The 14731-nt window shown below is 60.2% G+C and carries 12 protein-coding genes; 5 read left to right on the top strand and 7 right to left on the bottom strand.

Features of this window, described 5'->3' with window-relative positions; genetic code table 11:
* Positions 1–651 precede the first annotated feature (651 nt).
* Positions 652–1530 (bottom strand): aldo/keto reductase, encoded by an 879-nt coding sequence (locus tag AC5RUQ_RS02470; protein ID WP_493945821.1) that lies wholly within the window; start codon positions 1528–1530, stop codon positions 652–654.
* The gene (locus AC5RUQ_RS02465; RefSeq protein WP_493945820.1) at positions 1527–2357 is read right to left on the bottom strand and encodes an SDR family NAD(P)-dependent oxidoreductase; all 831 of its coding nucleotides are present in this window, start codon (positions 2355–2357) and stop codon (positions 1527–1529) included. Before AC5RUQ_RS02465 ends, AC5RUQ_RS02470 begins: the two co-directional genes overlap by 4 nt.
* A 317-nt stretch (positions 2358–2674) precedes the next feature.
* Between AC5RUQ_RS02465 and AC5RUQ_RS02460 the strand changes: the two genes are divergently transcribed.
* From AC5RUQ_RS02460 to AC5RUQ_RS02440, 5 genes are all read left to right on the top strand, one after another.
* The gene (locus AC5RUQ_RS02460) at positions 2675–3961 is read left to right on the top strand and encodes an aminotransferase family protein (RefSeq protein WP_493945819.1); all 1287 of its coding nucleotides are present in this window, start codon (positions 2675–2677) and stop codon (positions 3959–3961) included.
* A 127-nt stretch (positions 3962–4088) separates the two neighbouring features.
* The gene (locus AC5RUQ_RS02455) at positions 4089–4895 is read left to right on the top strand and encodes a hypothetical protein (RefSeq protein ID WP_493945818.1); all 807 of its coding nucleotides are present in this window, start codon (positions 4089–4091) and stop codon (positions 4893–4895) included.
* A 455-nt stretch (positions 4896–5350) separates the two neighbouring features.
* Entirely contained in the window at positions 5351–6253 is a 903-nt protein-coding gene (locus AC5RUQ_RS02450) for an aldo/keto reductase (RefSeq protein ID WP_493945817.1), read from the top strand.
* A gap of 67 nt (positions 6254–6320) precedes the next feature.
* Positions 6321–6677 (top strand): hypothetical protein, encoded by a 357-nt coding sequence (locus tag AC5RUQ_RS02445; protein WP_493945816.1) that lies wholly within the window; start codon positions 6321–6323, stop codon positions 6675–6677.
* Between the two features lie 128 nt (positions 6678–6805).
* Entirely contained in the window at positions 6806–7069 is a 264-nt protein-coding gene (locus AC5RUQ_RS02440) for a hypothetical protein (RefSeq protein WP_493945815.1), read from the top strand.
* Positions 7070–7515: 446 nt separating this feature from the next.
* Here AC5RUQ_RS02440 and AC5RUQ_RS02435 read toward each other — a convergent pair whose 3' ends face one another.
* The 5 genes from AC5RUQ_RS02435 to AC5RUQ_RS02415 all read right to left on the bottom strand — a co-directional run bounded on the left by AC5RUQ_RS02435 (position 7516) and on the right by AC5RUQ_RS02415 (position 14718).
* Positions 7516–8250, bottom strand: coding sequence for an SDR family oxidoreductase (locus tag AC5RUQ_RS02435; protein WP_493945814.1), 735 nt, complete (start codon positions 8248–8250; stop codon positions 7516–7518).
* A 37-nt stretch (positions 8251–8287) separates the two neighbouring features.
* A complete protein-coding gene (locus tag AC5RUQ_RS02430; protein ID WP_493945813.1) occupies positions 8288–9034 on the bottom strand; it encodes an SDR family NAD(P)-dependent oxidoreductase in 747 nt (248 codons plus the stop codon).
* Between the two features lie 44 nt (positions 9035–9078).
* Positions 9079–10563 carry an APC family permease gene (locus AC5RUQ_RS02425; RefSeq protein WP_493945812.1) on the bottom strand — a complete coding sequence of 495 codons (1485 nt, stop codon included), beginning with the start codon at positions 10561–10563 and terminating at the stop codon, positions 9079–9081.
* A 209-nt stretch (positions 10564–10772) separates the two neighbouring features.
* Positions 10773–11438, bottom strand: a complete 666-nt coding sequence (locus AC5RUQ_RS02420) for a TetR/AcrR family transcriptional regulator (RefSeq protein ID WP_493945811.1) — start codon at positions 11436–11438, stop codon at positions 10773–10775.
* A gap of 343 nt (positions 11439–11781) precedes the next feature.
* Positions 11782–14718 (bottom strand): FAD-binding and (Fe-S)-binding domain-containing protein, encoded by a 2937-nt coding sequence (locus tag AC5RUQ_RS02415; RefSeq protein ID WP_493945810.1) that lies wholly within the window; start codon positions 14716–14718, stop codon positions 11782–11784.
* Positions 14719–14731: the final 13 nt, after the last annotated feature.

Below are 14731 nucleotides of genomic sequence, written 5' to 3'. Positions count from 1 at the left end.
CGTACCCTCCCCTCTAGGAGGGTAAGAACGAGTAGTCCGGACCCTGGCTGGGGGTAGTTGAGCAGGCCTTCACTCAGGTTTCGTTCCCGGGAATTCATCTTGCCCGCCCCCGTCGTCAAGTGCCTGCCTCCAGGGAGAATCTCCGGACATCCTCGATGTCCACGTGAATCACTTTGACCCGACCGAAGCATTTTTGCGGGCACAGTTACTGTCACGGAGCCTGACTCCTGTCACCTGTTCGGTGAAGCGCAGCGGCCGGAAGAAGTTCCGGGTCAGGACGCACACGGGCTGGGGCAGGTGCAGGTGCTCGCTGGCGATCCGGACCGATTCCCCTGTCCTGCTCAGCGTAGTCCCAAACGCATGGCTCAGTGCGTACTGAAGCCCGGGTACGGGCGCCTTAGAAGCCAGCCCCTCGGCCCTCCAGCCCCGCTTACAGACACAACGACCTCCGGGTGCTGTTTTGTTCGCTCTCGACGAGAACCAGACAGCACCCGGAGGTTGCCTTATTGCACCAAATCAAAGCCGAGTAAACGTGCCGGGACAATAGGTTCGCAGTAACGAGACCACTGGCTCCGCTACATTAATTGTGGGCCCGCGTTATCGCCCCAGCTTCAGGGCAGCTGCCCCTGAGCTTACCCAGGGCCCGAGAGCTCAGGAGTCAGGTACAACTCCATCATTGAACATAAGCGGATCATTACCTACCCGGCCAGACCCGTCCGGGCGGTCCATCGCGTCGATCGCAGCCATTTCATCCGCCGAGAGTTCGAACTCGAAAACATTCAGATTCTCTACCATGCGTTCACGCCGCGACGACTTCGGAAACAGTATGAGGCCGTTCTGAAGATGCCATCGAATGACGACCTGGGCACTCGAGGTGCCGTGCGCCTCGGCAGCAGCTCGCACCGGCTCCGACTGGAGCAACGGGTACTTGCCCTGGCCAAGCGGACCCCAAGATTCCACCCGCATACCGTGATCTCTGGCCCAAGCCTGCACGTCCTGCTGCTGATGTGCTGGATGCAATTCGACCTGGTTGACATCGGGAACAACCCCCGTTTCGGTGACCAACCTGGCTAAATGCGCCGGAAGGTGGTTAGAAACGCCGATTGATCGAGTTAGACCCATATCGCGCAGCTCTATGAGTTTTTCCCACGCGTTCACATACGTACCAACCTTGGGCATAGGCCAATGAATGAGGTACAGGTCTACGTACTCAAGCGATAAATCGTCAAGACTCCGGTAGAGGGCAGTCTTGGGATTGTCGTCCGCTTGCTGGTCGTTCCATAGTTTCGTGGTGATGAACACTTCGTCACGGTCCAGACCACTTGCGGTCACCGCCTGCCCCACTCCAGGTTCGTTACCGTAGACAGGCGCCGTGTCGATATGGCGATAACCCACACTCAGGGCCTCTGACACGACGCGGGCGGTATTGGACGGCTCGATCTGCCACACTCCGAAGCCGAGCTGGGGAATGGTGTAACCGGATTGGAGCAGGATCGAAGGCACCGCTGCTGCCGTCTCGCTTTTGCTCACGTGAGTGCCACTCCGCCATTGACGTCAAGCGTAGCTCCCGTGATGTACGAGGCACGCTTCGAGGACAGGAATTCGATCGCGTCAACAATATCCTCAGGCTCCCCTGGCTTGTGCAGTGGAATTTTCGAATTCTCTTCCGCCATGAGCTCGTCATAGCCCATACCCAGCTCCTGCGCGTACTTCTTCATCACCGACTGCAGCATCCGCGTATTGATGTTGCCCGGAGCGACAGCGTTCACGCGGATCCCCAGCTCGGCGAGCTCCATTGCGAGGCTCTGTGTGAAGAAGATTACCCCTGCCTTTGACGTGCAATACGCGGAATAGAGACCATGCGCGCGCCGACCCCACCACGATGCGATGTTAACGATCGCGGCGTCTGAATGGTGCGGCATCAGAGGGACGAACGCCCTACACATGAAGAACAGTCCCCGGAGATTGATGTTATGCACGCGGTCCCACTCAGCCGTACTCATGTCGACGACTGCGGTGCCGCTTTGCTCAGTTCCGGCGATATTGGCCAACACATCGACCCTGCCCGCCCACGCGCGCACCGATTCGGCTGCCGCGGCGACAGAGTCTTCGTCTGCAATATTTAGCGGGATGGTGAGGATCTCGGCTCCGCTATGAATTTCACGCAGCTGCGCAGCGACTTCTTCGAGCCGGTCCAGTGCCAGGTCAGCAAGCACGAGACGACTTCCGGATGCGGCAAAGGCGTGTGCAGCAATGCTGCCCATTCCTCCACCGGCACCTGTTATGACTACGACACGATCCTTTTCGGACATCTTTTCTCCAATCCCCAGCGTGATGGTGTTGGTGTACCAGATCACACACCAACGGCAGTCTATATTGTGGAACATCCCGTCCGCTAGGACTACGGCCGGGATGCTTCCGATGTAAGGAGCTGTGGGCCCTGGGGCCCGGAGGACATACACTTCTTGCCGCAAAATGGCGGATCCGGGCAGTAGGGGTTCGGAACTATTTATCGGGTATCGCCGATGGCCCAAAGCAAGAATTGTTGTACACTTTTCGTGTGTCTGTAGGCAACGAAACTTGCCCGGTACGGCCTAGCGAGCAGTAGTCGGAATCATTCCGTCTCTCGAGAACCGCCAGACATATCCAACGAATGTCGAAAGAAGGAGACACTGTGGTCCTCGAGTCCGAACAGATAATGCGGCCCACGGCGGGGAAATACGCGAACACCGCCCACTGGCGTTCTCAGGCGCATATGCCGACGGTCATCGAAAGCACGATTAAGATCGTCAGTGGTAACGGACCGTACGTTATTGACAGCGAGGGAAATCGACTGCTCGATGGGACAGCTGCACTGTTCCTCTGCAATGTCGGACACGCCCAGCCCAAGCTCGTCGAGGCCGCCCGTGCCCAAATGGAAAAGCTAGAGTTCTATCACAACCACGGGCATTTCGTTGGCGAGCCCGCGGAGCGCCTTGCCTCCCGAATACGCGACCTCAGTCCGCTCGACGACGCCAAAATTTTCTTTACCAGCGGGGGCTCAGACTCGATCGACACTGCCTGCAAGCTAGCCCGATTGCACTGGCAGCTGGAGGGCCGCCACGACAAGAAATATATTCTGTTCAGGGATCGCGCCTATCACGGGCTGCACGCCTTCGGCACCAGTCTCGCTGGTCTGCAATTCAACCGCGAAGGCTATGGCGTTGAATCCCTCATCCCTGAAACCCTTCGCGTGCCCTGGGACGACATTGACGAGGTGGAACGGCTTATAGAGGAGCTCGGCGCGGAGAACATCGCAGCGTTCATCACCGAACCGATCATCGGATCGGGCGGAATTCTTGCTCCGCCTGAGGGCTACTTCTCTAAGCTGAATAAACTCGCGCGCAAGCACGAGTTCCTGATCATCGTGGACGAGATCATCACGGGATTTGGCCGCACAGGGGATTACTGGGGCACCGACCGCTTCGGGATTGATGCCGACATGATAACTATGGCCAAAGGGATCACCTCCGGCTATCTGCCGCTCGGAGGCGTTCAGGTGGCCCGGCGGGTATGGGATCGTTTCTTCTCCGGTCCGGATGCCCCAGTGTTCCGCCACGGGCTTACCTACGCTGGGCATAATACGGCTTGCGCGGTGGCAGAAGCCAACATTGACCTCATTGAAGAGATGGGGCTTGTGGAACGGGTGAAGACGCTTGGAAAAGCGCTGGACGCCGGGGTCCACTCACTCGCGGGCAGCACGGGCGTCATCGAGGTGCGGGCAGGACATGGTCTCCTCGCCGCCGTGAAGTTCGACTCAGGGATCAATCTCGAAACAGTAGTCCTCGCCGCGCGAGAAAAGGGTGTGCTCGTCCGGGCTCTGTCCGGCAACGAGATTGCCGTGTCACCTCCATTCGTCGTGGAAGACCATCACATCGACGAGCTCGTTGATGCAATCGCCTTTGGCATCGCATGCCTGTAGCTGTCGCTAAAGCCACAGCAGGGGAACAAACCAGTTTTTCGTGTCCAACAATTGAAAGGTCACAACCACTATGGGTGACGCTACTCTCGCATATCGCCTCCATATAAAAGATCCCCGCGGACGGATCTTGGTCGGCAACTCCCTCACGTCATTTGAGTTCGACGACGACCTTGCAGATGCTGTGGTGCTGGGTGCATCCTTTGCAGGGGCGCCAACCGGTATCTTGCCTGTGCGCCAGGGGGCACGAGGATGGATCGCACACGCGGCCGGCCCAGGCAAAGACCAGGCCGGGATAGCTGGACTGCCGCTCGCGGACAAGTACGGCGTGCCCGCCGCGGCCATTGCCACCCGGGAGGCGAGGCTGTCTGACGGCGACTCGTTGTTAACCGGCAGGGTCAGCCACGCAAACGAAACTGCCTTGTCAGTGGGCGTCCGCCCAGGGCAAACCGGCGAGGAAGCGGCACTGACAATGCTCAACGCGCCCTTAGGGACGCCGCACGATGTCGAGGGAATCATCGACGAGAGCGTCCACACAGTCGCCGAAACGCCCCATGGCAACATCTACGCGGTATGGTCATCATCGCGCATCACCGGTGATCGTTCACGCGACGTTCTTGTCGTTGCCTCCCACGGCGCCAAAGTTATGGCGTTGTACGTACTGCGCACTTCTCCGCGAGGCGTCATCTGCAATGACGCTGGCTTTGGTCTTGACGATTCAGGAATTGAAGGGCTTGACGAACTTGAGTCACACGGAATCGCCGCCGCAGCCGTCTCGACGGAAAGCGCACGGATCGGCGACGCTCTGAGCACCTACGAGGACGGCATCATTTCGGCAGCCAACGCGTCAGCACGGGAAAGAGGCGTCCATATCGGCCAGCATGCTCGAGAAGCAGCGACGATACTTCTTGGCGGTACGCATCTCGCTGACGCGTAGACCTTTGTCCAGCGGGCATGGACGAACGACTCCGGTCGCGCGTCCACGACTGCGGTTGCGCCCCTTTCACCCTCGGTGGCGCTACAGATCCCGCCGGGAGGCTGTGGCAGATCGCCGGCGAACTGAATGCCCCCGATCCCTGGCCGCGCGGGGCATCTCAACCGTATCGCTGAAGAGGGGACCAGCCGCTTCTGCGGCAATCCCGCCCATCACCTACGACGATGTCCGCTGCGTCCTGCACGCGGCATGGGTTGGCAGTCACCGAGGGCCAACCCCACCATCTGATCCCAAAGCTCCGCAGCCCGCTATCAACTGAGGGCTTGACGCCACACAGAGTAGGACCCTCCCTCGCGGGCTCCCACAGGAGGGTCCTACTCCAACCCGCCCCACACGTTACAAAATTGACTAGGAGGCAGACCTTGGTCGCCAAACGGACCATCGCCCCAGGAATCACCGTGTCCCCCCTAGCGCTCGGCACGAACGTCTTCGGCTGGACCGCTGATACTCAGACGTCGTGCCAGGTCCTCGACGCCTACGTACAAGGTGGAGGCAACTTCCTGGACACCGCCGACTCATACTCGTTCTGGGCCGGGGGCAATACAGGCGGAGAGTCCGAAATGATCATCGGCAAATGGCTGACCGGCAGATCCGACCGTGACGACCTCGTCATTGCCACCAAGGTAAGTAACCATCCGCAATTCGCCGGCATGGCCTCCGAAACGATCCGCGCCGCCATCGACGCCTCGCTGACCCGCCTCGACATCAACGCCGTTGATATTTACTACGCACACTACGACGACCCCACAACGCCGCTCATCGAGAGCATCGCAACTCTGTCCGAACTCGTCGACCAAGGAAAGATCCGCTCAATTGGCATCTCGAACTACACAGCGGAGCGAATCAAAGAATGGCTGGACATCACCGCCCGCGAAGGTTTTCACGCCCCCGTCGTCGTCCAGCCTCAGTACAACCTTGTCGAACGAGGGATTGAAGCCCATATCCTCCCCCTGGCGCGTAACCATGGCCTTGCCGTTGTTCCCTATTACTCCCTCGCCCACGGCTTCCTGACGGGAAAGTACGACGACGGCGAGGAGATCGAAAGCCCTCGCGCTCCCGACGCTGCAAAGTACCTCAACGCCCACGGCCGGAAAGTCATCGCCGCAGTCAAAAGCGTCGCCGAGGAGCACTCCGCTCAGCCCGCGTCCATCGCCCTGGCGTGGCTCGCAACGCAGAATGGGGTCGCGGCCCCGATCGCCAGCGCCCGCACAACCGACCAGCTCTCTCCCCTCGTGAAATCAATGCAGATCCAGTTGAGCACTAGGGATCTGCAGCGGCTCGACGAGGCATCGCAACTCTGAGTCCCTGCGCGCATACTCGACACGCCGACAGGAATTCATCCTGCTCTCCGACGTGTTGGGCGCCTCAATGCAGACCATCAACGTCAACAAAGAAGCCTGGACCGTCAGACCTGGAAAACTCACGATCCACGCTTGCCCTAATTCCCGCGACCTGCTTTCTCGAAACCATCACGGTGAACGTTCCACGGCCTCACGCAACCCTGATACCGAATTAATGCTCCAGAAGTGGCCAACCCACCCTACTGGCCCGCTCGTCCTACAGCAGGAAGTGACCGACATAGGACAACCGGCCGATGCACTCACCACCGAGGAGTCCCTTCCCCTGTTCGGCTCCATGCCCCTTGCTACCATCCTCGGCTTCGCACAAGCAAATGCCGCAGAGTTCGATTTCGACGAAGCCCTCACATCCCTTTTGTTCAGATGAAAACCGCATAGACGCAACGTTCAAAGACTCATGGCCTCCTGGGTTGTGCTCGAAAGCAGGGTCCACACCCCCATTTGTGGCGCTTCCGCCAGCGGTCTTTTTGCACGTTTATAAGGAGGACAAGATCCATGGAAGCTTTTTCAGGCGACCCCGGCCATCGACAGGGTGCCCCTTCGCTGCCGGTGGATGACTGGACAACGTTAGAAGGCAGGGTCGTTGATTTTCACCTGCACGGCAAGATGATTGATTCAGGCACAGTCGAGGCCGTCACCGCGGAGGGCAATCTTCTCTGGCTCGAACTGGATGGGGTGTTACCGCGTCGCATGGTCGAAAAGCACTTAGGCTATGCCGCTATACAACAAGACAAAAAGCAGGCTCGTTCTACGTGGTGAAAATCGTGCCGCGAGAGAGTCGGAAGCGCAGACGTTCGACCGGTTTGAGTACACCCAAAGCTGACATAGGGTCCCTTGCCTGGTCCTCGGAACAACTGGAAGCGATCTACGTTTGCACCTGAGGTCAGGTCCGCCCGCCCACAGCCGGGAACAATTCCCATAGGTTATCCACGGCTACTGCTGCCAGGGAGCTACCCCAACGGCTCCCAATTCCAGCCGTGGATAACCTGAATTGACCCCAACTATGGACGGGCCAGAGTCGCCACGAGTTCCGACGGCGCGATTAGGCAAGCACGGGTTTACCGCCAGATCAGATTGGTGGAGTCTTTATTATTGGCGTTTGAAAATGGGCAGGGGAGAGGCCGGGTACTGAGCTGCGCAGGCTTGGAGCGAGGTATTGCTGAACGGTCATTGTCACTGCGGCTACTCCCCCGCCCAGAGCACGTTTAGCCCGCGGTATACGCCCCATCCACCACAACTTCGCTGCCGCTCATGTACGACGATTCGTCTGAGGCGAGGAACAGCACGGCAGAGGCAATCTCGTCAGGCCTGGCCCACCGGCCGAAGGGAAAGCTCTCCGGAGGCAAGGAGGTGCCGGGTTCCGTGCTGTTGAGCAGCATGGGTGTCTCCGTCTCTCCGGGACAGACAGCATTTACGCGAATGCCATCTGCGGCCAGCTCAAGGGCCGCGGCTTTTGTCATCCCCCGGACTGCCCACTTGGACGCCACGTAGGCAAAGTTGTCTTCGAAGGCCACCAGGCCGGAGGTGGAACAGATATTCACGATTGACCCACCTCCGGCGTATCGCATTGCTGCAATAACACTTTGCATGCCAAGGAACGAGCCGACTTGGTTCACATCGATAACGGACCGGTATGTTTGCTCCGTAACGCTTTCGACTCGCGTCGATCGGAAAATTCCAGCGTTATTGACCAAGACTGTCGGCGCTCCGAAATTGATTTCGCAGTGCCGGACGACCTCTGCCCAATCGGACGCAGAGGTAACGCTGCGGTTGGGCAGGAAGTGGAAATTGTCGGAGCCGAGCTCATCGACGAGCACATGCCCAACCCCCTCAACAAGGTCAAAACCCACCACCTTTGCTCCCTCCCGGACCAGGGCACGGACGTGTTCCACGCCCATGCCGCTGGCGGCTCCGCTCACGATCGCGATCTTGCCCTGCACTCTATCCAATGTCCTTCTCTTTTCTGTTTGCTGGGCGCTACTGCGCGGTGAAGGCGCCGTCGATGACAAGTTCGCTGCCGCTCATGTATGACGAGTCGTCCGAGGCGAGGAAAGCGACGGCGGCGCTGATTTCCTCAGGTTGCGCCCACCTTTTGAAAGGCAGGTCAGCAGCTGGCGGAAGCGCTCCTGAGGGGGTGTCGGCTATGGCGCGAATCATCGGGGTATCCGTGTCTCCCGGACATACAGCGTTAACCCTGATGCCGTCTCTCGCCAGTTCCAGTGCTGCCGCTTTTGTCATTCCGCGCACCGCCCACTTTGATGCGACGTAGGGGAATAGATCTGCAAATGCGACGAGCGCTGCGGTGGATGCGATGTTGATGATGGATCCGCCGCCTTCCCGCAGCGATGGAATCAACGCCTGCATTCCCAGGAAGGTGCCAACCTGGTTGATATCGATCACGCGGCGGTAGTCTTCCTCGGATACCTTTTCCAGTGTCTGCAGCGGAGAGATACCTGCATTGTTGACCAGTACATTCGGCGTGCCAAAATGCTCCCGCCCGGCCGATACCACCCTGGCCCAGTCCTCGGCATTCCTAACGTCTCCTCGGAGGAAGATCAGTTTGTCTTCGCCAAATTCATGCACGAGCTGGGGTCCTGCGCCCTCATGCAGGTCGAAAGAGATGACCTTCGCCCCCTCCTGGATCATCCTGCGGGTGTGGCTGACGCCCATGCCGCTGGCTCCTCCGCTGATGACAGCGATCTTGCCGGTGAGACGTTGTGTCATGGTGGTGTCCTTCTTGGTAGTCATGCCCGTAAGACGGGGACCGCCTACTGGCGGCCGATTTTTTGGTAGACAGCAGGCTTGGCCTTCTTCAACCAGCGGCAGTACACAATGCCGCCCACCCACACCAAGGGAATAAGGATGGTGAAGGCCAAGGAAGCGATGGGTCCCGCCCCGATTAGCGCATCAACGTTGAGGAAGCTGAGTACCAGCACGATGGCGAGGCTCCCCAAGGCCAAGGCCGGGGCAACCAGCGTCTTCCATACCCCGCGACCTGGCACCTTGTGGTGATGGAAGTAGACGAGGACTGCTACGGAGACCAGGACCAGGAGTGCGACGACGACGATCGCACCCAGGCCATTCAGACGGATGTAGACCGTGAAGGCCTCCGTGCCGGCGGGGTCGAAGGCAGTGCCGGCGGCGATGGCCACAATTGCCGCGACTTCGAGCGCGGTGACAATAAGCGAGGCTACAAATGGGGAATGATGCCGGGCGTGTGCCACGCCCAGCGTCCGCGGTAGGACGCCGTCTTTGCCAAGCGAGTAGGCGTACCGGGCTACAGCGTTGTGTTGGGCCAGGAGGCAGGCAAACGTCGAGGAAACCACGAGGACGTTGATGATGCCAGGCACCACACTGCCCACGTAAGAAGCGGCGAGGTCGCCGAACATGGAGGCAACTGCTCCGCCCGCCCGGGCATCAGCCACCCCTTGCGGCCCCAAGGCAGTCAGCATTACCCAAGCCGCCACGAGGTAGAACAGCCCGATAAGGATGACTGCAATGTAGGTCGCCCTGGGAATTGTCTTGTTGGGGTCTTTGGCTTCCTCACGGTAGATCGCCGAGGACTCGAAACCCCCAAAGCACAGCATCGCGAACAACAGCACAAGACCAAAGTTGCCAGTGCTGGCAGCGTCCCATGTCAGGGCATCCAGCGGTGGACCAGCAGGGCCTCCGTCGAAAAATACCCGCAGATTGAACACCAGGACGAGGACGACTTCCAAGATCAGGGCCACGCCAAGTGTCTTGGCCGAGAGCTCGATTTTGCGGTACGCAGCTACTCCCGCCAGGAGGGCGCCGAGCAACCCGTAGAGGTACCACGGCAGATCGGGCCCATGGAATGTATCCACTACCAGCGCGCGTCCGTACACACCAAACGCGGCCCACGTGGAGAGAAGGAGGACCAGGTAACCCGACATGGCGAGGAAGGCGCCACCGAGCCCGATCTCTCTGCCCAAGCCGGCAGTGATGTAGGCGTAAAAAGCGCCTGGACGTTCCACATATCTGGTGACAGCCGTATATCCCACGGAGAACAAAAGCAGGATGACTGTGGCGACCGCCAGTGCGGCGATAATCCCATTGCCCCCGAAGGCAATCATGGACGGCATCAGTCCCACAACCACCAGCAACGGCGCGGCCCATGCTACGACGGAGAACAGGATGCTTCCAACGCCAAGATGGCCGCGAAGCTGGCTTGAAGGTTCAGTAGTATTGCGGACGGCCGACTCGTCGCGTTCGGCACTGGTGAAATTACTCATTGTGGATCCCTTTGTCGAATTACTTTAGGTAATCGTGAGGTCGAGACTCCTGCAGGTACATCTTCGGACCTTGCGACGACTGTAGGCTAACGCACGTTAGTTAGGCAAGAGATCTGCACAATATTTAGCGGATCCAGCAGCCTCTCGCTTATTCCGGGGCACGCCAAAGCGGCGCTCCTGTACAGAGCGCAGTTATGTGGTCCTAACGGTTAAGTCAAGGCTTGGGTTCTGCTGCCAACTTCAAGAATGGAGCGGCTCAGGGCCACGGCGTGGTGCAGGAGGATTTCAAGTTCCGCGTCGCTGCCGTTCCATGCAGCCCAGCGTCCTGCACCGTCGAGGAGTGTGAAAATCACCCGGGTGGTCTGCCTGGAGAGCGGGAAGCCCATCTCCTCGGCGGCAGCCGCATACATGTCCTCGTGCAGCGTCATCCACGCCGCCACTTCCTCGCACACCTCGTCGCTGAGGAAGCGGGCTACCCGGTCAGTTGCAACCAGGAGGTCCCAGAGATCTGCCTCGGGCCGTTGCAACTGCTGGGCGAGGTGGAAGCGGACAAGGGCCGCCCAGTACTCCTCCGGTGTGGTGGTGGTTTCGACTGCTTTAAGGAGGTCGCGGGCGAATCGATGGGTAAACCAACGGAGCGACTCGGCAACAATTTCGTCCTTGCCGCGCGGGAAGCTTGAGTACAGGCTGGGGGCCTTCATATCGAGTTCCCGGCCTAAAGTCCTCATGGTCACTGAATTGAAGCCATTTGCAGTAGCTAGGCGCAGGAACGCCCCAAGGATCCGTTGCCGAGCGGGTGTCTGAGTTGACCAATCGCGGCTGGACAGGAAATCTCTGACAGCAGCGTTGGCCTGCTCACGCGGCGAATACCTCATTTGATCCTCACAGGGCTGGTCGGTACCTCCATGGTAACTAACGATAGTTAGGTTGGCGGCTGCTCCCCCGATCTTCAGCACGCCGGATGCCCAATCCCAATGTCGCAGGGTGTCAGCCACACGCCCCGCGTTAATGGCGGCGGGTTCAGCGTGAGCTGATGTTCGTGACGAAGATGAAGAACCCGGACGCGGCGATTAAAAAGGCTGCTGGGCCCGACGGCACAAAAAAGATTCCCCGGATGTTGGCCATGTTTTGCGGTCGACGGGCGGGCTTAGTCAAATGTGGGCCAATCAAGCCCAACCCGGCCGCTACCAAAATGAGGAAAATTCCGAAGTATTCCACCTACTTTCCCCCGCTTGCATTGTCCGGGTCCAATGCCACGGCGAGGTGCTTGCTCAAGCGCCCGGGGTCTATCTGCGAGACCTGCATGGCGCAACTGAAGCCGTCGGTGAGAACAAGGGCGTCAGCGTCGCCTTCTGCGAGGGCGGAGATGATGGAGTGCTCGGCGACTTTCATGGACATCTCGAAGTGTTCGGCCTCAAAACCGAAGTTGCCGGCGACGCCGCAGCAAGAGGACGATTCCACGAGGTTCGGAACTCCCCAGGCTTTCAGGACGCGTTTCTGGGCACCTGAACCGAATACGGCGTGCTCATGGCAGTGGGTTTGCAGCACGGTCGTTTTGGGGGCCAGCGCCGTGGGCTTCCACCCGCGTTTGATGGCTTCGTCAACAGCGACGGAGAACGAGCGGACTCTTGCGGCCACCCTGGCGGCGGCCGCGCCGCCTACCAGCTTTGGGCCTTCGTCACGGATGGTCGCGGCGCAGCTGGGTTCGAGGACCACGATATCCCGGTCCGTGCCGTCGTCGAGTTTGCTTATCAGGCGGGCCAGCCGCCGTCGGGCTCCATCGCGTTGCCCGGTGGAAATCCAGGTTAGGCCGCAGCAAGCATCCGAAGTACACCCAACGGAGCTGCCGGAGTCGCGGAGCACCCGGGCTGCAGCCGGGACGACCTCGGGCCGGAAGGCACGCGTAAAGCTGTCGATGAACAGAAGGACGTCGGCGTTGGCCGTGAACCCGGCTTCCCGCACCTGTCGCCGGATTCTGCCGGTCGTTGCAAAAGCCGGAAGCCGCCGTCGGGCGCTGATGCCCAACCATTGCCCCACAAGCCGGAAGGGGCGAAATGCTGTCCCCACATTGGCCAGGGGTGCCACCCGGGTCAGCAGCGGGAGCCACCGGGGCAGCCAGCCGATGGAGTAGTGAGTGAAGGGCCGGATGCGCCCGCGGTAATGCTCATCGACCAGTTCCGACTTGGCCTCGGCGATGTCCACGCCGGTGGGGCAGTCGGCGGAACAGGCTTTGCAGGACAGGCAGAGGTCCAGTGCCTCCCGGACTTCCGGGCTTGACCAGCCGTCCTTGCTGCTGCCTTGGGTCCGGGTCAGTTCCTGCAACACCCGGGCCCGGCCGCGGGTCGAATCCTTTTCATCCTTCGTGGCCCGGTAGCTGGGGCACATGAAGCCACCAGTGGCAGACCGGCAGCGTCCTACACCGATGCATGCGTGGGTGTTCCCAACGAACGGACTCGCCACCGGGAGCAGAGCACGGTCTCCGGAAGAAGGTAGGGCAGCGGCACTCGCGGTTGTGGACAGCTGATCGTGGGTGGGGCCGGGCGCAACTACTCCTTCCAAAGCCAGCGAGGCAGAGAAAGGTTCCGCGTCGACGATGATCCCGGGGTTGAGGACCCCTTCCGGATCCCAGAGGCGTTTGAAGGCCTTGAAGATGCCCATCATCTCCTGGGAGTACATCACCTCAAGTAATTCGCTCCGCGCGCGACCGTCACCGTGTTCCCCCGACAGCGAGCCGCCATGGGCCACCACCAGCCTGGCCGCTTCCCGGGTGAAGTCGCTGAACACCCTGCGCCCGGAGTCACTGCGCAGATCGTAATCCAACCGCATATGGACGCACCCTGCGCCAAAGTGGCCGTACATAAAGGCTGTATAGCCGTACTTCTTCACCAGTGGGAGCAACTCAGTCAAGTAGTCAGCAAGACGCTCCGGTGCAACCGCAGAATCTTCCCAGCCGGGCCACGTTTGCACTCCATCAATCCGTCTCGACGAGAGCCCCGCGCCGTCTTCGCGTACCCGCCACAGTGCGGCCCGTTCCAGGGGTTCCGTGACGATCGAATGGTCAACGACGCGGCCGTCGACGCTGAGCTTGTCAATCAGGTCGTCGCAAGAAGCGGCCGCCTGTTGAAGGGTGTCATCCGAAAACTCGACCAGGAGAAAGGCCTTGCCCTCCGGCAATGACTCCACACTGGCAGCTCCCCTGCGGTGCCGCATGATGTCCACGATCGATACATCCAGGCCCTCGATAGCGCTCGGCTTTGCGGCCAGGATGGTCATCACGTCACGCGCGGAATCGATAGTGTTTGCGTAGCCAAGGCACAGCAGCGCGGTGGTCAAGGGCTTTTGCACAAGGCCCATCTTGGCCCGCACAACGATGGCGCACGTACCTTCGCTGCCTGCCAGTGCACTGGCCACATTAAAACCCTGTTCCGGCAGCAGATGGCCCACATGGTACCCGGAGACCTGCCGGGGAATGGTTTGCAGCTCCTTCCGGAGGACCGCCAGATGTGCTTTCACCAGCGCTTGGAGACCTCCCAGCAGTTCCTCCGCCCGGGCAATGGAATGGATGTCGTTTTCGTCCACGGCGCGAAGGAAATCCCGCCCTGCCCTTAGGTACGCGCCGTCGGCCGTGACCAGCTCCACCTCCTGCACGTGATGGGTCATGCGGCCATATGCTACTGAGTGGTTTCCGCAGGCGTCGTTACCGATGGATCCCCCTACCGTGGCGCGCGTCAGGGAAGAAGGGTCCGGGGCAAATGTCAGCTTGCCTGCGGTGGTCTTTTCAACCTGCGCGCGCAGCTCACCGAGGACAACCCCCGCGTCTGCCCAGACCGTCGCCTGGCTGGCATCGAGGTCTCGCACAGTGGTCATGTGGCGGGAAAGGTCGATCACCACACCGTCGCCTACGGCGTTTCCTGCCATCGACGTTCCCCCGCCGCGCGCGGTGGTCGGTACACCTGCGGCCGAGCATCCCCGCAAAACTTTCCGTACGTCATCGACGTTCTTGGGGAAGGCGACGGCGGCAGGCCGTACCCGGTAGTTCGATGCATCGTAGGAGTATTCAGAGCGCCTTCGGGGAGAGTCGTCCACCTCGATGCCGTGATCCTTCAACCTGGCCAGTAGCTGCCTCAGTTTGGTGTCACCGTCGTCGTGGGGCATGGTCGAATTCTCC

The organism is Arthrobacter sp. MDT2-3 (genome assembly GCF_059090465.1).
Note: the sequence above shows the minus strand (reverse complement) of the source record. Positions and strands in the feature narration are given on the sequence as shown.

What these genes read in the sequence shown, in the direction of transcription:
- AC5RUQ_RS02420 (WP_493945811.1), bottom strand. Translation starts at nt 11,438, where the DNA reads ATGAGGTATTCGCCGCGTGAGCAGGCCAACGCTGCTGTCAGAGATTTC.
- AC5RUQ_RS02425 (WP_493945812.1), bottom strand. Translation starts at nt 10,563, where the DNA reads ATGAGTAATTTCACCAGTGCCGAACGCGACGAGTCGGCCGTCCGCAAT.
- AC5RUQ_RS02440 (WP_493945815.1), top strand. Translation starts at nt 6,806, where the DNA reads ATGGAAGCTTTTTCAGGCGACCCCGGCCATCGACAGGGTGCCCCTTCG.
- AC5RUQ_RS02415 (WP_493945810.1), bottom strand. Translation starts at nt 14,718, where the DNA reads ATGCCCCACGACGACGGTGACACCAAACTGAGGCAGCTACTGGCCAGG.
- AC5RUQ_RS02430 (WP_493945813.1), bottom strand. Translation starts at nt 9,034, where the DNA reads ATGACACAACGTCTCACCGGCAAGATCGCTGTCATCAGCGGAGGAGCC.
- AC5RUQ_RS02445 (WP_493945816.1), top strand. Translation starts at nt 6,321, where the DNA reads ATGCAGACCATCAACGTCAACAAAGAAGCCTGGACCGTCAGACCTGGA.